General features: G+C 71.4%; 18 protein-coding genes. 8 read left to right on the top strand and 10 right to left on the bottom strand.

Translation table 11 applies throughout. The annotated features are described in order from the left end of the window. Position 1: 1 nt before the first annotated feature. From GWK15_RS02765 to GWK15_RS02740, 6 genes are all read left to right on the top strand, one after another. Positions 2 to 739, top strand: a complete 738-nt coding sequence (locus tag GWK15_RS02765) for a proteasome-type protease (protein WP_168038813.1) — start codon at positions 2 to 4, stop codon at positions 737 to 739. Between the two features lie 58 nt (positions 740 to 797). Then, positions 798 to 1,766, top strand: coding sequence for a Bug family tripartite tricarboxylate transporter substrate binding protein (locus GWK15_RS02760; protein ID WP_168038811.1), 969 nt, complete (start codon positions 798 to 800; stop codon positions 1,764 to 1,766). Positions 1,767 to 1,773: 7 nt separating this feature from the next. Beyond that, the gene (locus GWK15_RS02755) at positions 1,774 to 2,235 is read left to right on the top strand and encodes a (2Fe-2S)-binding protein (RefSeq protein WP_168038809.1); all 462 of its coding nucleotides are present in this window, start codon (positions 1,774 to 1,776) and stop codon (positions 2,233 to 2,235) included. Next, complete coding sequence (locus GWK15_RS02750) at positions 2,232 to 4,355, top strand: molybdopterin cofactor-binding domain-containing protein (protein ID WP_168038807.1); 2,124 nt, start codon at positions 2,232 to 2,234, stop codon at positions 4,353 to 4,355. The genes GWK15_RS02755 and GWK15_RS02750 overlap by 4 nt, the downstream gene beginning before the upstream one ends. Further along, a complete protein-coding gene (locus GWK15_RS02745) occupies positions 4,352 to 5,314 on the top strand; it encodes a substrate-binding domain-containing protein (protein WP_168038805.1) in 963 nt (320 codons plus the stop codon). The genes GWK15_RS02750 and GWK15_RS02745 overlap by 4 nt, the downstream gene beginning before the upstream one ends. A gap of 64 nt (positions 5,315 to 5,378) precedes the next feature. Continuing rightward, positions 5,379 to 6,344: a tripartite tricarboxylate transporter substrate binding protein gene (locus GWK15_RS02740; RefSeq protein ID WP_209441978.1), complete on the top strand. Its 966-nt coding sequence runs from the start codon at positions 5,379 to 5,381 to the stop codon at positions 6,342 to 6,344. Between the two features lie 49 nt (positions 6,345 to 6,393). Here the strand turns inward: GWK15_RS02740 and GWK15_RS02735 are convergent, their stop codons facing one another. The 7 genes from GWK15_RS02735 to queG form a co-directional block, all read right to left on the bottom strand. Continuing rightward, on the bottom strand, positions 6,394 to 8,649 hold the full coding sequence (locus GWK15_RS02735) for a xanthine dehydrogenase family protein molybdopterin-binding subunit (protein WP_168038803.1): 2,256 nt from the start codon (positions 8,647 to 8,649) through the stop codon (positions 6,394 to 6,396). Beyond that, entirely contained in the window at positions 8,646 to 9,128 is a 483-nt protein-coding gene (locus GWK15_RS02730) for a (2Fe-2S)-binding protein (protein WP_168038801.1), read from the bottom strand. The genes GWK15_RS02735 and GWK15_RS02730 overlap by 4 nt, the downstream gene beginning before the upstream one ends. Before the next feature lie 4 nt (positions 9,129 to 9,132). Further along, on the bottom strand, positions 9,133 to 10,002 hold the full coding sequence (locus GWK15_RS02725) for an FAD binding domain-containing protein (protein WP_209441977.1): 870 nt from the start codon (positions 10,000 to 10,002) through the stop codon (positions 9,133 to 9,135). 158 nt (positions 10,003 to 10,160) lie between these two features. Continuing rightward, positions 10,161 to 10,652 (bottom strand): hypothetical protein, encoded by a 492-nt coding sequence (locus tag GWK15_RS02720; RefSeq protein ID WP_168038799.1) that lies wholly within the window; start codon positions 10,650 to 10,652, stop codon positions 10,161 to 10,163. Positions 10,653 to 10,739: 87 nt separating this feature from the next. Next, positions 10,740 to 11,297, bottom strand: coding sequence for a VUT family protein (locus GWK15_RS02715; RefSeq protein ID WP_168038797.1), 558 nt, complete (start codon positions 11,295 to 11,297; stop codon positions 10,740 to 10,742). Next, positions 11,294 to 11,998 carry a 7-cyano-7-deazaguanine synthase QueC gene (queC, locus tag GWK15_RS02710; protein ID WP_168038795.1) on the bottom strand — a complete coding sequence of 235 codons (705 nt, stop codon included), beginning with the start codon at positions 11,996 to 11,998 and terminating at the stop codon, positions 11,294 to 11,296. The genes GWK15_RS02715 and queC overlap by 4 nt, the downstream gene beginning before the upstream one ends. Continuing rightward, on the bottom strand, positions 11,995 to 13,032 hold the full coding sequence (gene queG, locus GWK15_RS02705; RefSeq protein WP_209441976.1) for a tRNA epoxyqueuosine(34) reductase QueG: 1,038 nt from the start codon (positions 13,030 to 13,032) through the stop codon (positions 11,995 to 11,997). The genes queC and queG overlap by 4 nt, the downstream gene beginning before the upstream one ends. A 99-nt stretch (positions 13,033 to 13,131) precedes the next feature. Between queG and GWK15_RS02700 the strand changes: the two genes are divergently transcribed. Both GWK15_RS02700 and GWK15_RS02695 read left to right on the top strand, forming a co-directional pair. Continuing rightward, the gene (locus GWK15_RS02700; protein WP_168038793.1) at positions 13,132 to 13,764 is read left to right on the top strand and encodes a MarR family winged helix-turn-helix transcriptional regulator; all 633 of its coding nucleotides are present in this window, start codon (positions 13,132 to 13,134) and stop codon (positions 13,762 to 13,764) included. Continuing rightward, on the top strand, positions 13,656 to 14,633 hold the full coding sequence (locus GWK15_RS02695) for a Bug family tripartite tricarboxylate transporter substrate binding protein (protein WP_168038791.1): 978 nt from the start codon (positions 13,656 to 13,658) through the stop codon (positions 14,631 to 14,633). The genes GWK15_RS02700 and GWK15_RS02695 overlap by 109 nt, the downstream gene beginning before the upstream one ends. Here GWK15_RS02695 and GWK15_RS02690 read toward each other — a convergent pair. The 3 genes from GWK15_RS02690 to GWK15_RS02680 are packed head-to-tail and all read right to left on the bottom strand — an operon-like array spanning position 14,630 to position 18,533. Next, entirely contained in the window at positions 14,630 to 15,853 is a 1,224-nt protein-coding gene (locus GWK15_RS02690) for a M20/M25/M40 family metallo-hydrolase (protein WP_168038789.1), read from the bottom strand. The two genes, GWK15_RS02695 and GWK15_RS02690, sit on opposite strands and share 4 nt — an antisense overlap. Continuing rightward, positions 15,850 to 16,899: an adenosine deaminase gene (gene add, locus GWK15_RS02685; protein WP_168038787.1), complete on the bottom strand. Its 1,050-nt coding sequence runs from the start codon at positions 16,897 to 16,899 to the stop codon at positions 15,850 to 15,852. The genes GWK15_RS02690 and add overlap by 4 nt, the downstream gene beginning before the upstream one ends. Continuing rightward, positions 16,899 to 18,533 carry a gamma-glutamyltransferase family protein gene (locus GWK15_RS02680; RefSeq protein ID WP_168038785.1) on the bottom strand — a complete coding sequence of 545 codons (1,635 nt, stop codon included), beginning with the start codon at positions 18,531 to 18,533 and terminating at the stop codon, positions 16,899 to 16,901. Before GWK15_RS02680 ends, add begins: the two co-directional genes overlap by 1 nt. Position 18,534: the final 1 nt, after the last annotated feature.

Raw genomic sequence — 18,534 nt, 5'->3', positions numbered from 1 at the left:
CATGACGTATTGCGTGGGGCTCTACCTGAACGAGGGCCTCGTGTTGCTGTCCGACACCCGCACCAATGCGGGCGTCGACCACATCTCCACCTTCGGCAAGATGCATGTCGAGGAAGTGCCGGGGGAGCGCATGGTCGCGCTGCTGTCGGCCGGCAACCTCGCCATCAGCCAGGCGGTGTGGAACCGGCTCGTGGAGGGCGTCTGGCTCGAGGGCCAGACCCATACGCTGCGCGACGTGCCGACCATGTTCCGTGCCGCACAGCTGGTGGGCGCCGCGGTGCGGGCCGTGTTCGACACCGACGGACCGACCCTGCGCGCCCAGGGCATCGCCTTCGACGTTGCGCTGCTGCTGGGGGGACAGATCGGCGGGCAGCCGCAGCGGCTGTTCATGATCTACGCCGCCGGCAACTTCATCGAGGCGACCGAGGACACCCCCTTCCTCCAGATCGGCGAGCACAAGTATGGCAAGCCGATCCTCGACCGCGCGGTGACGCCGGACACGACGCTGGTCGACGGGGTGAAGCTCGCGTTGATCAGCATGGATTCGACGCTGCGGTCGAACCTGACGGTCGGCATGCCGCTCGACCTTCTGGTCTATCGCGCCAATACGCAGGTGGTGGCGCTGCGCAAGCGTATCACCGAGGACGAGCCCTATTTCCGGCTGGTGCGCGAAGGCTGGTCGAACAGCCTGCGGGAAGCCTACCGCGCCATGCCGGCGCCGGACTGGGTGCCGGGCTGACCCTTGCGCCCACCCGCCGGCCGCCCACAATTGGCCGTGAGGGACGGAGGGTTCAGGAATGATCGGACGGCGGTCGGCGCTCGCGCTCGGGGCGCTTTCGGCGGGTTTCGTGGCACGCGGCGCGTCGGCGCAGGCCTGGCCGTCGCGGCCGATCCGCGTGATCGTGCCCTTCGGGCTGGGCGGTTCGGCGGATGTGGCCGGGCGATTCCTGGCAGAGCCGCTGGCCCTGTCGCTCGGCCAGCCCGTGGTGATCGAGAACCGGCCCGGCGCGGGGGGGACCATCGGCGCCGATGCGGTCGTGAAGGCGGCCCCGGACGGGCACACGCTGCTGCTGATGTCGAACACCCATACGGCGAACGAGACGCTGCTGCCGAACCGTCCCTACGTGCTGATGCGGGACCTCTCGGCCGTCGCCTTCATCAATGTCGCGCACCATGTGCTGGTGGTGCATCCGTCGCTGCCGGCGAATTCGGTGCAGGAGTTGATCGGCTATGCCAAGGCCAATCCGGGGAAGGTCGACTACGCCTCCTCGGGTCCTGGCACGCCGTATCATGTCGCGGGCGAGGTGTTCCGCGCCATGGCGGGCATCGAGATCACGCATATTCCCTTCCGCGGCTCGAACGAGGCGCGCACCGCGTTGATCGCCGGCCAGGTGCCGATGATGTTCGACGCCATCCCGACCATGGCCGAGCAGGCGCGCGGCGGTCGCGTGCGTGCGCTGGCGACGACCGGCCCGCAGCGCAGCCCGCTGCTGCCGGACGTTCCGACCGTCGCCGAAGTTCTGCCGGGCTACGAAGCCAGCATCTGGCTTGGCCTGATGGCGCCGGCCGCGACGCCCATGCCGATCCGCGAACGGCTGAACGCCGAGGTCAACCGCATCATGGGCCTGCCCGCGACGCGGGAGGCGCAGCAGCGCGCCGGGGCCCTGGTCAATCCGATGGACGTCGCCGCCTTCGACCGCTTCCTGCGCGAGGACATCGCCCGCCAGGCCGAGGGCATCCGCATCGCCGGCATCCAGGCGAATTGAGGCCGCCATGGTCGCCTTCACCCTGAACGGACAGCCGGTGTCGGTGGAGGCGGCGGAGGACGAGGCGCTGCTGCATGTCCTGCGCGGCGCGCTTGGCCTGTCCGGCCCACGCTATGGGTGCGGCGCGGAACAATGCGGCGCCTGCGCCGTGCTGGTCGACGGCGCGCCCGCCTATGCCTGCGCCATCGCAGCGTCGTCGGTCGCGGGGCGCAGCGTCACGACGGTGGAGGGGCTCGGCTCGCCCGACGCGCCGCATCCGCTGCAAACCGCGCTGTTGGCGGAACAGGCCGGGCAATGCGGCTTCTGCCTGTCGGGCATCATCGTCGCGGCGTCCGCGCTGCTGGCGCGCGAGCCTGATCCGGACGATGCGGCGATCCGTGCGGCGCTCGACCCGCATCTGTGCCGCTGCGGCAGTCACAACCGGATCATCCGCGCGGTGCAGCGCGCGGCGGCGGAGATGCGGGCATGAGCGACCTCGACCGCCGCGCGGCCCCGCCGGGGAAGCTGCCGGGGAACCTCGCGACCAATCCGCGCCTCGATCGCTGGCTGGCCTTCGACGCCGCCGGCCATGTCGTCGTCACGCCGGGCAAGGTCGAACTGGGGCAGGGGATCCTGACGGCGCTCGCGCAGATCGTCGCCGAGGAACTCGACGTCGCCATGGCGCGCGTGCGCCTGCAGGCGGCCGCGACGCCGGATAGCCCGAATGAAGGCGTCACCTCCGGCAGCCTCTCGGTCCAGGACAGCGGCATGGCGCTGCGGCACGTCTCGGCCGCGGCGCGCGCGATCCACCTGCAGGTCGCCGCCCAGCGCAGCGGCGTGCCGGTCGAGGCACTGCGCATCGAGGACGGCGCTTTCCTCGCGCCGGACGGCCGCGCAATAGGGTCCTACTGGGCGCAGGCGGATGCGGCGCTGCTGGCCTGCGAGGCGCCGGTCGATGCGCGGCCGAAGCCGCCGCGTGAACGGCGCATCGCCGGGACCTCGGCGGCGCGGATCGACCTGCCGGACAAGGTGTTCGGCGCGCCGCGCTTCGTGCACGACCTGCGCCTGCCGGGGATGCTGCATGCCCGCGTGGTGCGGCCGCCGGCCCGCCAGGCACGTCTGGTCGACTTGCGCGAGGGAGCGCTGCCCGAAGGCGTGGTGATCGCGCGCGACGGGTCCTTCCTCGCGGTGGTCGCGGGCAGCGAACATGACGCGGAGCGCGTGGCCGAACGGCTCGCGGCACGCGCCAGCTGGCAGGCCACCGACACGCTGCCCGACCCCGGCGCGCTGGCCGACTGGCTGCGTGCCGCGCCCGGCGATCACGCCGTCATCGCCGAGCGCGACGAGGCTGCCGGGGAGGCGACGCGGACGATCCGCGCGACCTTCTTCCGCCCCTACGTCACCCATGCCTCGGTCGGCACCTCCTGCGCCGTGGCGCGCTGGCAGAATGGGACGCTCGAGGTCTGGAGCCACACCCAGGGGGTCTACAACCTGCGTGCCGACCTCGCGAAGGCGCTGCGGATGACTGACGAGGCGATCCTCGTCCGCCACATGGAAGGGGCGGGCTGCTACGGGCACAACGGGGCGGACGACGTGGCACTGGATGCCGCGCTCGCCGCGCGCGCGGTTCCGGGGCGGCCCGTGCGGCTGCTGTGGTCGCGCGCCGAGGAACTCGGCTGGGGACCGGTCTCCTCGGCGATGGTGGTGGAGATCGAGGCAGGGCTCGATGCCGCCGGGAACATCGCGACCTGGCGGGAGGAGGTCATCAGCCACGGCCATTCCTCGCGCCCCGGCCGCGATCCGAACCCGACGCTGCTGGCCGTCGAATACATGGACCCGCCGCGGCGGATCCCGAACGCGATCAATCCGCCGCTGGCCTCCGGCGGTGGGGCGCAGCGCAACGCCATCCCGGCTTACCGCATCCCGCGTATGACGATCGGGTTGAAGCGGATCGCCGAGATGCCGCTGCGCTGTTCGGCGCTGCGGGGGCTCGGCGCGCCCGTGAATGTTCTCGCGATCGAATCCGTGATGGAGGACCTCGCCGCCATGACCGGCGAGGACGCGCTCGACTTCCGCCTGCGCCACCTGGACGATCCGCGCGGCCGCGACGTGCTGGCGCTGGCCGCGGAGATGTGCGGCTGGCGCGGGCGCGCGAAGCGGGAAGGCTTCGGCCTGGGCCTAGCCTATGCCCGCTACAAGCACACCGGCGCCTATTGCGCCGTGGCCGCCGAGATCGAGGCGCTGGACCGCGTCGTCTGCCGCCGGCTCTGGATCGCCGCCGATGTGGGGGAGGTCATCAACCCCGACGGCGTCGTCAACCAGTATGAGGGAGGGGCCATCCACGGCGTCTCGATGGCGTTGAAGGAGCAGGTTGCCTTCGACCGCCGCACCGTCACCAGCACGCGGTGGGAGGATTACCCTATCCTTCGTTTCTCCGAAGTGCCGACGGTGGAGACGCGGCTGATCCCGCGCCCCGAGGAAAAGCCGCTCGGCGCGGGGGAGGCTTCCCTCGCACCCGCCGTCGCTGCCATCGCCAACGCCATCCACGACGCGCTCGGCATCCGGCCGCGCGCGATGCCCTTCACGCCGGACACTCTCGCCTCAGCATGATCAGCCTGACCCTCGCCTGCACTTCCTCGGACCGCACGCGGCCCCTGATGGACGGCCGCTTCCGCGTCCCCGGCTGCGACATCACCTTCCTGCCCGGGGAACCCGAGGACATCTTCCGCCGCGCCCTGCGCGACCGCGCCTTCGACATCTCCGAACTGTCGATGGGCAGCCACATCGTGACGACCGCGCGCGGCGACAGCCCCTATGTCGGCGTGCCTGTCTTCCTCTCGCGCGCCTTCCGCCATTCGGCGGTCTATGTCCGCACGGACCGCGGCATCCGCTCGGCCGCCGACCTCGCGGGCCGGACCATCGGCCTGCCGGAATACCAGCAGACGGCGGCGCTCTGGGTGCGCGGCTTCCTCCGCGAGCACTATGGCGTCGACACGAAGTCCATCGCCTGGCGCACCGGCGGCGAACGCGTCGCCATCACGCTGCCGGAGGGCTTCGATGTGAAGCCGCTGGGGCGCGACCTGGAAGCGGCGCTGGAAGCGGGCGAGATCGATGCGCTCATTGGCCCGCGCCCGCCGCGTTGTTACCTCGACCGCTCGGCGCCGGTCGATCGGCTCTGGCCCGATACGCGGGCCGAGGAACAGGCCTGGTTCAAGGCGACCGGCTTCTTCCCGATCATGCATTGCCTCGCCGTGCGGAAGGACGTGGTGGAACGCCATCCCTGGCTGCCGGTCGAGCTGTTCCGCGCCTTCGCCGCGGCGAAGAAGGCCTCGGTCGACGAACTCCGCCTGGTCAACGTGCTGCGGGTCTCGCTACCCTGGATCGCCGCCGAGGCCGAGGCGCAGATCGCCGGCATGGGCGGCAATCCCTGGCCGTATGGCTTCCGGCGCAACCGCGACGAGATCGCGGCGATGATCCGCTACGCCGTGGCCGATGGCCTCGCCGCGCAGGAGATCGAGCCCGAGGCGCTCTTCCATCCTTCCGTGCTCGACCTGCCCGACCTCGCCTGAGGGGGTTGCCCCGCGCCCCGGTCGGTCGCATCACTGCGGCAAGACCAACCGGGGAGACGATCCAATGTCCCACATCACCCGCCGCGTCCTGATGGGCGCCGCCGGCGCAGCACTCGCCGCGCCCGCCGTGCGCGCCCAGGGTGCCGCCATCCGCATCGTCGTGCCCTTCGCGCCGGGCGGATCGACCGACGCCGTCGCGCGCCTCGTCGCACCGGGGCTGACGCAGCGCCTCGGCGCGCCCGTCGTGGTGGACAACCGCGCCGGTGCGGCCGGATCCATCGGCACCGATGCTGTGGCCAAGGCGCGGCCCGACGGCCAGACCTGGCTGCTGACCTTCGACAGCCATGCGACGCTGAAGGCGCTGCTGCCGCAACTGCCCTTCGACCCGGATCGCGACCTCGATCCGGTCATGCTGATCGGCGGCGCGCCCTATGTTCTCGCCTGCAAGCCGGACAAGCCGTTCCGCTCGATCACTGACGTGGTCAGCCGCGCCAAGGCACAGCCGGACGGCGTGTCCTACGGGTCGACCGGCAACGGCACCATCGGGCACCTGACCATGGTGCTGCTGCAGGGCCGGACCGACACCCGCATGACGCATCTGCCCTATCGCAGCGGCGGCCTTGCCGTGAACGACACCGTGGCCGGCCATGTCGACATGATGATCGGCTCGGCGGCCGTGGTGCACCCGCATGCGCGCAGCGGCACGCTGCGGACCTTCGCCCAGTTCGGCCCGCAGCGCCTGCCCGCGCTGTCGGACCTGCCGACGGTTGCCGAAGCCGGCATCCCGGGGCTCGAGGCCGAGGCCTGGTGGGGCGTCTTCGCCCCGCACGGCACGCCGCAGGACGCGGTGGCGCGCATGAACGCCGCGCTCAAGGAATCCCTGCAGGACCCGAACGTGCGGCGGACCATGGAGGACACGCAGCAGGCGCGCCTCGTCATGTCCGACCCGGCGGGCCTGGCGACCTTCCTGCAGCGCGAAGTGGCGAAGTGGGGCGCGGTGGTGCGCGAGAACAACATCCGCGCGGACTGACCGCGCGGGGGCCGGGGGAGGGGCTGCCTCCCCCGGCGAGCCGAGCGCCTTACGGCTGCTCGAGACGCTCCGAGACGCGCGGCGGCGACATCGGCAGCGCGTAGAACCGCTTGCCGAGCGCGTCATGGACGGCGTTCGCGATGGCCGCGAGCGGCGGCACGATCGGCGCCTCGCCCACGCCGCGCACGCCCTGCGGGTGCTTCGGGTTCGGGATCTCGATCACCACCGGATCGATCATCGGGACGTCCGAGCAGACCGGCATGCGGTAGTCGAGGAAGGACGCGTTATCGACGCGGCCGTTCTTGTCGTAGAGGTATTCCTCCGACAGCGCCCAGCCGATGCCCTGCACCACGCCGCCCTGGATCTGGCCTTCGACATAGCCGGGGTGCAGCGCGCGGCCGACATCCTGCGCCGCCGTGTAGCGGAGCACGCGGACGATGCCGAGGTCGACGTCCACCTCGACATCCACGCAATGCGTGGCGAAGCCGGGGTCGGCGCCGGTGGTGTTGAGCTGGACCTGGGTGCCGATCGGCCCGCCCATCTCGTTCGCCTTGGCGGCAAGCTCCTTGAGCGAGAGCGGGGGGAACTTGCCGGCATTGTCACCGGCCGGCAGCGCCATGCCGTCCTCCCACTTGATGGCCTCGGCGTCGATGCCCCAGATCTTGCCGGCGCGTTCCTTGAGCTGGCCGATCACCTTCTCGGTCGACGCGGTCGCGACCATCGCCGAGGCGAAGGTGACGCGGCTGCCGCCGGTGAGGTTGGAGAAGCCGATCGTCATCGTGTCGCCGATCAGCACCGAGACGCGGGAATGATCGATCCCGAGCAGCTCGGCGACGACGTTGGCGATGGAGGCGCGCGACCCGCCGACATCCGGATGGCCGGTGGTGACGACGACGTTGCCGTCCTCGGTGATGTTCACCTGGACCGAGGATTCACCGCCGGCGTTGTACCAGAAGCCCGACGCGACGCCGCGGCCGCGCTTGACGCCCGGGGCGGGGTTCTTGTCGAGCGGTGCCTTGTAGTGCGGGTGATGGAGGATGGACTCCACCGTCTCCTTGAAGGTGACCTCGCCGAAGACCGGGCCGTAGATCGCCTTGTCGCCGGCCTTGGCACTGTTCTTCAGGCGCATCTCGAGCGGGTCGAGGCCGAGCTTCTCGGCGATCTCGTCCAGCACGCATTCGGTCGCGAAGGCGCCGAGCGGCGCGCCCGGGGCGCGGTAGGCCGCGACCTTGGAGCGGTTCGACACCACGTCGTAGCCGACCGAGAGCACGTTCGGGATGGCATAGGCCGCGAAGGAGCAGCCGACCGGCCCGCGCAGCGGCGAACCGGGCAGCCCGCCCGCCTGCAGGTAGAAGGTCCCCTGCGCGGCGACGATGCTGCCGTCCTTCTTCGCGCCGATCTTGACGGTGGACAGCGAGCCCGGCGCCGGGCCGGTCGCGCGCTGCACCTCCTCGCGCGTCATCACCATCTTCACCGGGCGGCCGGACTTCTTCGACAGCAGGACCGCGATCGGCTCGAGGTAGACGATCGTCTTGGCGCCGAAGCCGCCGCCGATCTCGGCGGGGATCGCGCGGATGTTGCTCTGGGGCACGCCCGTGAGCAGCGAGGTCATCGCCCGGACCATGAACTGGCCCTGCGAGGACGACCAGATCGTCACGCGCCCGTCGGCGGCGTAGGACACCGTGCAGGCGTGGGGCTCGATGTAGCCCTGGTGCACGGGGCGCGAGGTGAAGGTCCGCTCGATGACGACGTCCGCCTCGGCGAAGCCCTTCTCCACGTCGCCGGTCTTCAGCACCATCGTGCCGGCGATGTTGGACGGCTTGCCCTCGAACGTGTTCCACTCATGCAGGATCGGCGCGTCGGGCTTGATCGCGTCCTCGATCTCGATGACGTGGGGCAGGACCTCGTAGTCGACCTCGATCAGCGCGCAGGCGGCGGCCGCCACCTCCTCGTTGATCGCGGCGACGGCGGCGACCGGATGGCCGTGGAACAGCGCCTTCTCGCGCGCCATCACGTTGCGGCACATCCAGCGCATGTCCTGGATGCCGAGCATCACGGACTTGTCGAGCGGGAAGTCGACCACGTCCTTCGCCGTGACGACGGCCTTCACGCCGGGCAGGGCCTCGGCCTTGGAGGTGTCGATGCCGCGGATGCGCGCATGGGCATGAGGGCTGCGCAGCATCTTGGCGTGGATCATGCCGGGCATGGCGAAGTCCGCGCTGTACTGCGCGCGGCCCGTCACCTTGTCGGCGCCGTCGGGGCGGATCGTGCGCTGGCCGATCCACTTGTTCGTCATGTCATTCATCGCACGGTCTCCCGCATCTCAGCGGCCGTTTCCAGAACGGCGCGCACGATCTTGTCGTAGCCGGTGCAGCGGCAGAGGTTGCCGGCCAGGCCGAAGCGAACCTCCTCCTCCGTCGGGTCGGGGTTCTTCTCGAGCAGCGCGCGGGCCGAGATCAGCACGCCCGGCGTGCAGATGCCGCACTGCAGTGCCGCCATCTCGAGGAACTTGCGCTGCAGCGGGTGCAGCGTCTCGCCCTGGGCCATGCCCTCGATGGTGGCGATCTCATGCCCTTCGGATTCGACCGCGAGCATCAGGCAGGCGCAGACCAGGCGGCCGTCGACGGTGATCGAGCAGGCGCCGCAGTCGCCGGTGCCGCAGCCTTCCTTCGTGCCGGTCAGGCCGAGCGGCCCGCGCAGCGCATCGAGCATCGAGGCGGAGGCGTCGCAGAGGAACTCGACCGGTTCCCCGTTGACGCTGGTGGAAACGTGGATCTTGGACATGGGCTCAGTTCCCTCCGGCGCGGCGCGCCGCGATCGCGGCGGTGCGCTTGAGCAGCACGCCGGCCACCTTGATGCGGTACGCGATGGTGCCGCGCTTGTCGTTGATGGGCTTGCAGGCGGCACGGCAGGCGGCCGCCGCGGCTTCCAGCGCCGTGTCGTCGAGCTTGGTGCCGATCAGCGCCTTGGCCGCGTCCTCGACCAGCAGCACGGTCGGCGCCACCGCGCCGAGACCGACGCGCGCGGCCTTCACCACACCGCCTTCCATCGTCAGGTTCACGCCCATGCCGACCACCGCGATGTCCATCTCGGTGCGCGGGATCATGCGCAGATAGGCATCGCCCGAGCCCTTCGGCCGCTGCGGCAGCGTGAAGGCGACGACGATCTCCCCCGGGGCGAGGTTGGTGCGGCCGGGGCCGGCCGGGACCTTCTCGACCGGCAGCTCGCGCCGGCCGTTCGGGCCCTGGATGGTCACGACGGCGCCCGCGGCGACCATGGCCGGCACGCTGTCGCCGGCGGGCGAGCCATTGCACAGGTTGCCGCCAGGCGAGGCGCGGCCCTGCACCTGCTTCGACCCGATCAGGTTCACCGCTTCCAGCACGCCCGGCCAGGCCTTGCCGAAGGTCGGGTGCTCGGCGAGCACGGCGCCGGAGACCGCGGCGCCGATGCGGTAGGCGCCGCCGCCGAGATCCTCGATCGCCGTCAGTTCCGGGATCTTCTTGATGTCGATGATGGTGCCGGGCTTGGCGATCCCGGCACGCATCTGCACCAGCAGGTCGGTCCCGCCGGCGAGGATGCGCGCGGCGCCCGAGGCCGCCGCGAAGGCGCGAACCGCCTCATCGAGCGTGCTCGGCGCCAGATAACGGATGTCTGTCATTCCTGCCTTCCATCCCCTTGCAGCGCGCCATGCCGGCGGCCGCCGCCCTTCCGCGGGCGTTGCTGTTGCATCGGATGGGCGAAGGCTACGGCGTCAGGCCCTCGGGGCAAAGCCCCCCCGACGAGGGGGTGCAAGCGCCGCGCGGCGGGGGGCGGCGGTCAGGGCTGGTCGCGCACCGTGATCGCGACCTCGTCACCCGCCCGCAGGCGGGTGACGAAGGCCATCATGCTGCGGTCGGGGACCTCGAAGATCTGGGTGGTGCCCTGGGCGCTGACGAGGTCGATGTGCTGTCCGCCGCGCTGGATCTCGCGGATGGTGGCGCGGACGCGGTCCCGGCTGCCGCGGCGCGTCGCCGGGGCGACATGGCCCACGCCGCGCGAATCGTATTCCACCAAGACGCGCGTGCCGGGCTGCAGGCCGCCGAAGCCGCGAAAATCCTCCGGCGGCGTGACATAGAGCGTCCCGCCGCCAGCCATCCGCACCAGCACCTGGCGGGTGGCGATGTCGACCAGTTGCACCGTCCCATTGGCGGCGATGCTGCCCAGGGCGGGCAGCGCGGGCGGCGGTTCGGCCGCCGAGGGCGGCGGGGCGGGCGGCGTCGGCGGCATGCAGCCGGCCAGCAGGGCCGCCGCGAGGGGCATCAGCGCCATCGTGCGACGCCGGATCCTGGGAAGGCTCATGCTGACCTGCTGCCGTTTGCGCCCGTCGAGCCTAGACGAGGGCCAGGACCGCCGTCATCAGGCCGGCATGACGCCGCGGCGTTCGTCGCGCCGGCGCAGCAGGTGCACGAAGGGCAGGGCGATCAGCACCATCCAGGCCTTGCCGATCACCTGGCCGGCGAGGAAGTCGAGGCTGCCGAAGGCGAGGTAGAGGAAGACGAGGCTGTCGACCACGAGCCCCACCACGCCACTCGCCGCGACCGCCAACACCAGGCCGCGCTTCTGCAGCGGGGTGTAGACGGCGAGGTCGGCGAATTCACTCATCAGGAAGGCGACGGCGGAGGCAATCACCAGCGCCGGCGGCGCCAGCAGCGCCGAGAGCGCCGCGCCGGCCAGCACCGCGCCCGCCGCCCAGCCCACGCCGAGCCGGCGCTGCACCAGGTCCCGCAGGACGAGCGCCAGGCCGATCATCAGCACGCCGGACGGTGCCATGACGCCCGGCGCGACGGGCACCAGGCAGGGACCGTTCGGCACGCAATAGGTGCCGGCATGGCCGATCAGCCAGTTGGCCGCCGGAATGCAGAGGCCGAAGCCGATCAGCGCGAGGAAGCCCTCCGCGCGGGGGGACAGGGTCATAGCCGCTCCGAGGCGTAGTGATGCCAGCCCCGGGCACGCAATTCGCAGGCCGGGCAGGTGCCGCAGCCATAGCCCCAGGGGTGGCGATGGGTTCGGTCGCCCAGATAGCAGGTATGGGTGTGCTCGACCACCGCGGCCACCAAGTCCTGCCCGCCGAGGCTTTCGGCCAGCCGCCAGGTCTGCCCCTTGGACAGCCACATCAGCGGCGTCTCGAGCACGAAGCGCCGTTCCATGCCGAGGTTCAGCGCCACCTGCAGCGCCTTGATGGTGTCGTTGCGGCAGTCGGGGTAGCCGGAATAATCCGTCTCGCACATGCCGGCGACGATCCGGCGCAGGCCGCGGCGATAGGCGAGGGTGGCCGCAAACGTCAGGAACAGCAGGTTCCGGCCGGGGACGAAGGTGTTGGGCAGGCCTTCCGCGCCCATGGCGATCTCGGCCTCGCGCGTCAGCGCGGTCTCCGACACCTCGCCGAGAGCGGCGAGGCGCAGCGTGTGGTCGGGGCCGAGGCGACGGGCCCAATTTTCGTCGATAGTCGGGATGACGGCGCGGAAGGCCGCGCGGCATTCGAGTTCGACCGCGTGGCGCTGGCCGTAGTCGAAGCCGAGCGTCTCGACATGGCCGTAGCGGTCGAGCGCCCAGGCGAGGCAGGTCGCGGAATCCTGCCCGCCGGAGAACAGCACCAGCGCCGCGTCATCCCTCATGCCGTTGTCTCCAGTCTCTCCGCCGCCCAGCGCGCGGCCTCCGCCACCACAGGATCGGCGTCCTCCGCGCGGGCCTGCGCCACCGCGCGCAGCGCCTCGTCGCCCGAATTGCCGATTGCGATCATGACGTTGCGCACGAAGCGGTCCCGTCCGATGCGCTTGACCGGGCTGCCCGAGAAGAGCGCGCGGAAGGCCGCGTCGTCCAGTGCGGCGAGGTCCGCCAGCAACGGGGCGCGCAAAGCCTCACGCGGCGCGAAGGCGGGTTCGCGGTGCGCTTGCGCGAACTTGTTCCACGGACAGACGGCCAGGCAGTCGTCGCAGCCATAGATGCGGTTGCCCATCAGCGGCCGCAGCGCGGCGTCGATCGGGCCGCGATGCTCGATCGTCAGGTAGGAGATGCAGCGCCGCGCGTCGAGTTCATAGGGCGCGGGGAAGGCCGCGGTCGGGCAGATGTCGAGGCAGGCGCGGCAGGAGCCGCAGTGATCGGTCTCCGCATCCTCCGTCCCGAGGTCGAGGGTGGTGAAGACCTCGCCCAGGAACAGCCAGGACCCGTGCGAGCGCGAGACGAGGTTGGTGTGCTTGCCCTGCCAGCCGATCCCCGCCGCCTGGGCGAGGGGCTTCTCGGCGACCGGGGCGGTGTCGACGAAGACCTTGATGCCCGCGCCCGGCCAGCGTTCGGCCATCCAGCGCCCGAGCACCTTGAGCCGCTTCTTCACCAGGTCGTGGTAGTCGCGGTTGCGCGCATAGACGCTGACCGTGGCCCGGTCGCGCTGATTGAGCGTCGTTAAGGGGTCGTCCTCCGGCCCGTAGTTCTGGCCGAGCACGACGACGGACAGGGCCTCGGGCCACAGGGCGCGGGGATGGGCGCGCTGCTCGGCGCGGTCCTCCATCCATCCCATGGAGCCGTGCCGACCCGCGGCGAGGAAATGCATCAGGCGTTCGCGCACCTCGGGGCCGAGATGGGCGCGCGCGAAGCCGACGGCATCGAAGCCGGTCTCGAGCGCCTTCCGGCGGATCTCCGCGCGCATGTCCATGGCCGGGGGGTGATAGCGCAGATGCGGCAGCGCGGGATGGGGCGTCTTATTGCGAAGAATTCTTCTTGATTGTCGACAAATGCGAAGTATTCTCCCGATATGGCGAAGCGGAACGACCCGGCCCCGAACCAGCCTGTCCCGGCCCTGCACCGGCCCTTCCCGCAACACCTCGCGCGGCGGCTGTGGCAGATCGCTGCGACCTTCCAGAGCGAGGCCTTCGCCAGCCACGGCATCGCCCCCTGGCAGGTCGCCCTGCTGGCCCAGCTGGCCGAGACGCCCGGCCGCGACCGCAACTGGCTCGCCGCGGCGATCGGGGTCGACGCGACCTCGGCCGGCCAGGCGCTAGCTGCCTTCGAGGCGCGAGGCCTCGTGCTGCGCGGGGCCAACCCGTTGGACCGCCGCGCGAACGCCTATGCCCTGACGCCCGCCGGCGTTGCGCTGCGCGCCGAGCTCGGCGGCCCGGCGCGCGCCGTCGCGCGGCGGATGCTCGCACCGCTCACCGAGGCGGAGGGAGAGACGCTGCTCGCGCTCCTCGCCCGCCTGGTCGAGGCACACGAAGCCCATGCGCGTCCGGGGGCCGGTCGCCGGCCACCGCGGCGCAAGCGGACGGAGGAGGTCCCCCCATGCCCCACGCCTTCGGACGCCGCACCGCCTGCGGCCTCGGCCTCGCCGGCCTCCTCGCCCGCCGCGCCACGGCGCAGGGCGCCTGGCCGGAACGCCCCGTCCGCCTGATCAACTCCGGTGCCCCGGGATCGGGCATCGACCTGGTCGCGCGCATCCTGGCCGAGGGCCTGGCGCCGCGCCTCGGCCACCCGGTGACGGTCGAGAACCGTCCGGGCGCGGGATCTGTGCTGGCGGTACAGGCACATGTCCAGGCGCGGGCAGGGGAGTCGCTGCTGCTGGCGGCGACCGGCGTGGCCTCCACCGTGCCCTACACCTTCGACGGCCGGCTGCCCTACGACCCCGCGACGGACATCCCGCCGGTCGCGATCGCGGGCAACGAGTTCCTGTGCCTCGCCGTGCATGGCGGCCTGCCGGTGCGGACGCTCGAGGACTTTGTCCGCCATGCCGAGGCGCATGCCGGGGCGCTGAACTGGTTCTCCGTGCCTGGGTATGTCGAGCTCGACACGCGGATGATGTTCTTCCGCAACCAGCTCGACCTGACCTACGTGGCCTACCAGGGCTCGCCGCCGGCGGTGCTCGACCTCGTGGCGGGACGGATCCAGTTCGCCGTGCTGCCGCTGACGCCGCTGCTCGGGGCCGTGCGCGAAGGGCAGGTGAGGGCGCTCGCCGTCACCTCGGGCGTGCGTGCGCCGCAACTGCCCGATGTGCCGACCGTCGAGGAAGCGGGCTTCCCCGAGCAGCGCTACGACCCCGTGACCGGCCTCTTCGGCTGGCGCGGCATGCCGGAGGCGGCCAAGGCGCGGCTTGCGGGCTTCGTCGCCGAGATCCTCGGCGAGGCGACGGCCCATGAGCGCCTGCGCCGTGCCGGGATGGTGGCGAGCACCGGTGATGCCGCCGCGCTCGCCACGGTCATCCGGATGCAGGCCGACCGCGTGCAGCTCGCGGTGCGGACGGTCGGCCTGAGGACGGGCGGTTAGCCCGGGATCCCTTCCATCCCCGCGACGGCGAGGATCGTCGCGAGGCTCGTCCGCATCCCGCGCAGCACTTCCGTCGGCTCGACGTCGAGCCACTCGTCCAGCGAATGCGCCCGGCCGCCGCGGCCGCCGGCGCCGATCTTCAGCGCCGGGATGCCGAGGCTCATCGGCACGTTCGCGTCGGTCGAGGAGAATTCGAAATGCGGCTTGTAGCCCTCGGCCGCGACGGCGGCGGCGGCGATGTCGCGGATCGGTGCGCCGGCCGGAGTCTCGCCCGCCGGGCGGTCGCCCACACGGGCGAGCTCGGCGGTGATGACCCCGGCGCGGGTGGACCGCGCGGCGTTCTCCGTCGCCACCGCCTCGTCGACGATCTGCAGGAAGCGTCGGTCGAGCTTCTCGAGCTCCGCGGCCGAGGCGGAGCGCAGATCGACCTCGATCGTCACCGCATTGGCGATGGCGTTGATCGACGTCCCGCCCGAGACGACGCTGACGCAGTGGGTCGTCGGTGGCGATTGCGGCACCTGCACGGCGGCGAGGCCGCGCGCGCATTCCGCCATCGCATACATCGGGTTCACCAGGCCGAAGGCGGCGTAGGAATGTCCGCCCGGACCACGGAAGGTCACGCGATAACGGCGGGACCCGACGCCGCCCGAGACGATCTGTTCCACCTGCGGGCTGTCGACGGTCAGGAAGGCGCGGATGCGGCCGCGATGGCGGCCCTTGTCGAACAGGTGCCGCACGCCGCGCAGGTCGCCGAGCCCTTCCTCGCCCACATCGCCGACGAAGAGGATGTCATGCCGCGTGCGGATGCCCGCGGCATCGAGCGCGCGCAGATAGGCCAGGTTCACCGCCAGCGACCAGGTGTCGTCGCCGATGCCTGGCGCCATCAGCTTCGTGCCCTCCCGCTTCACGCGGACATCGGTGCCGGCGGGGAAGACGGTGTCGAGGTGTGCGGCGACCACCAGCATGTCGCCATTGCCGAAGCCGCGGCGGATGCCCATGACGTTGCCGATCTCATCCTGCTCCACTTCCTCGAGCCCATGGGCCCGGAGCATCTCGAGGTAGGCGGCGGCGCGCTTCTCCTCGTTGAAGGGGGGCGCGGGGATCTCGGTCAGGGTGATCAGGTCCTGCACCGTGCGGTCATGCTCGGCGGCCAGGGTCTCGGTGGCCTTGGCGAAGCGCGCGTCGGCGCGGATGGCGGCGATGGACTCGGCGGCGGTCATGCGGGGGCTTCCAGTTCGGCGCGCAGGCGCTCGTATTCGGCGGAGAAGGTCGCGGCGAGGCCGCGCTTGTCGGCTTCGGGGATGAAGGCGCCGACGATCCCGTTCAGCATGAAGCGGCGCAGGTCGTCCAGGTCGAAGCCGAAATTCTCGACCATCATGCGCCAGCACCGTTCCGGATCGACACGGTGCAGCGGGGGGTCGTCGGTGTTGGGATGGATCAGCAGCCCCGCGGCCGGCATGCGGCGGATGGGGTGGTCGATCGCCCAGCGATCCGGATCGAGCGTGCGAAGGTAGTAGGAATTGGTCGGCACCACCGTGAAGACGATGCCGCGTTCCGCGCAGCGCCGCGCCAGCGCCGGGTTGTCCAGCACCGTGTAGCCATGGTCGATGCGCTCGACCTCGAGCAGGTCGATCGCTGTCTCGACATTCCGCCAGTGGCAGCCGAACTCCCCGGCATGGGCGGTCAGGCGGAAGCCGGCGCGCTTCGCGGCGCGATAGGCCTTCCAGAAGAATTCGGGCGGGTGGTCGGTCTCGCGATAGTCGATGCCGAGACCAACGATGCGATCCCGCCGGTGCGCGGCCATCCAGTCCACCATCTCGACTGCATCCTCCGGATCGGCCTCGCGGTCGATGGAGGGGATCAGCAGCGCGGAGATGCCGTGGTCGTGCTTGGCGTCGTCGAAGGCGGCGAGGATCGCGTCCGCCCCGGCGGAGTACGAAATGCCGCTGTCGCGCGCCGTGCCGGTCGGGTTCCAAAAGATCTCGGCATGCCGCACGCCGTGGGATGCGGCGTCCTCCAGGTATTCATAGGCGATGCGGTGCAGATCCTCGGGCCCGCGCAGGATGCGCTGTTCCAACGCACGGAGGATGTGGAGCACGCCCTTGGGCTTGGCGTCGCGGCGCGCGAGGTCCGCGACTTCCTCCGGCGTGTAGCCCGCACCCTGGCGCTGGGCCATCTCGGCCAGCGTATCGAGCCGGATGGCGCCGAGCAGGTGGACGTGCAGTTCCACCTTGGGGATGGCGCGGCAGAAGGCGGCCAGGTCCATCAGGCGACCCCGGCGGCGTAGCCGTCGCGCTGCGGATCGGCCGCACCTTCCAGCATGCCGTCCCACATGGCGATGCCGTGCACCCCGGCGAAGGCGTAGGTCGTCGGCACGCGCTTCACCTTGTAGCCCTGGGCGGTCAGCGCCGCCTCGGTGGCGCGCGGCACGCGAAGGGACAGGTCGAGCGTCTCGCTGGTCGCGCTGACGCGCGGCGCCATGACCGCTTCCTGGATGCCCATGCCGAAGTCGAGCAGGTTCACCAGCACCTGCGCCAGCGCGACGCCGATCCAGGCCCCGCCCGGCGCGCCCAGGGTCGCGACCGGCGCATCCCCTTCCATCACGATCAGCGGCGACATGGAGGAGAAGCGCCGCTTGCCCGGCGCGATCGAGGTCGCCCGCCCCGGCCGCGGGTCGTACCAGTTCATCGCACCGTTCAGCATGAAGCCGAGCCCCGGCGGGATGACGCCCGAGGGCATCCCGAGGGTATGCGTCACGCTCACCACCAGCCCGTCGGCATCGACGCAGGAGATGGTGGTCGTCCCCTTCGGCTCGGCGCCGACGCGGGCGAGGGATGTCTTCTCCCCGGCCCTGATGCGCGCCGCGCAATCGGCGGCGTAGCCGTCCGACAGCAGCCGCTCGAGGGGGATGTCGACGAAGTCCGGATCGCCCACGTGCCGGTCCTTGTCGAGGCCGGCGATCTTCATCGCCTCGGCCAGCACGGCGACCATGGCGGCGCTGTTGTGGCCCATCACGGGCAGGTCGAAACTCGCGAGGATGCGCAGCACCTCGGCCACGAAGATGCCGCCCGCGGGCGGAGGCGGCAGGACCAGTGTGCGGCCGCGGAAGGGCACGCGCAGCGGCGCGACGCGGCGGCAGCGGATGGCGGCGAGGTCGGCCTCGGTGATCAGCCCGCCATGGGCGGCCATGTCCGCGGCGATGCGGCGGGCGATCTCGCCCGTGTAGAAGGCGTCGGCCCCGTCCCGCGCGATGGTCGCGAGCGTCGCCGCGAGGTCCGGGTTCACCACCCGGTCGCCGGGGCGCTTCGGCGTGCCGTCGGGGCGCAGATACAATCGCGCGCCATCCGGCGTGTGGCCCAGTTTCTCGGCGATGTTCACCCGGCCATAGGCGCGCTCGTCCGAGACGAACATCGCGTGGACATGCGGGCGGACCATCCAGCCGTCGCGGGCGCAGGCGATGGCGCCGTCGAACAGGCTCGACCACGGCATCCGCCCGAAGGCGGCATGGGCGTCGGCGAAGGCGCGCAGGATGGACGGCACGGTGACGGAGGCGTGCCCGACTTCGTTCGGCGCGCCGGTCAGCACGAAGCCGTAGCCGTCGGTGCATTCGCGCTCGAACAGGTTCGACCACATCTCGGCATGCGCGCCGGCCGGGCAGGGGGAGAGCCCGTCGAGGACCACCTGCGTCCCCGTCTTCGGGTCGTGGATGGTGAGCACGCCGAGGCCGCCGAGGCCGCACATCATCGGATCGACCACCCCCTGCGTGAAGGCGCAGGCGAGCGTCGCATCGATCGCGTTGCCCCCGGCGGCGAGCACGGCGGCGCCGGCTTCGACGGCCTCGGGCTGCGGCGCGACGATCATCGCGCGCGGGGTCGGGATGCGACGGAGGGGGCGGGGCATC

The organism is Neoroseomonas oryzicola (genome assembly GCF_012163135.1).
GTDB lineage: Bacteria > Pseudomonadota > Alphaproteobacteria > Acetobacterales > Acetobacteraceae > Neoroseomonas > Neoroseomonas oryzicola.
Note: the sequence above shows the minus strand (reverse complement) of the source record. Positions and strands in the feature narration are given on the sequence as shown.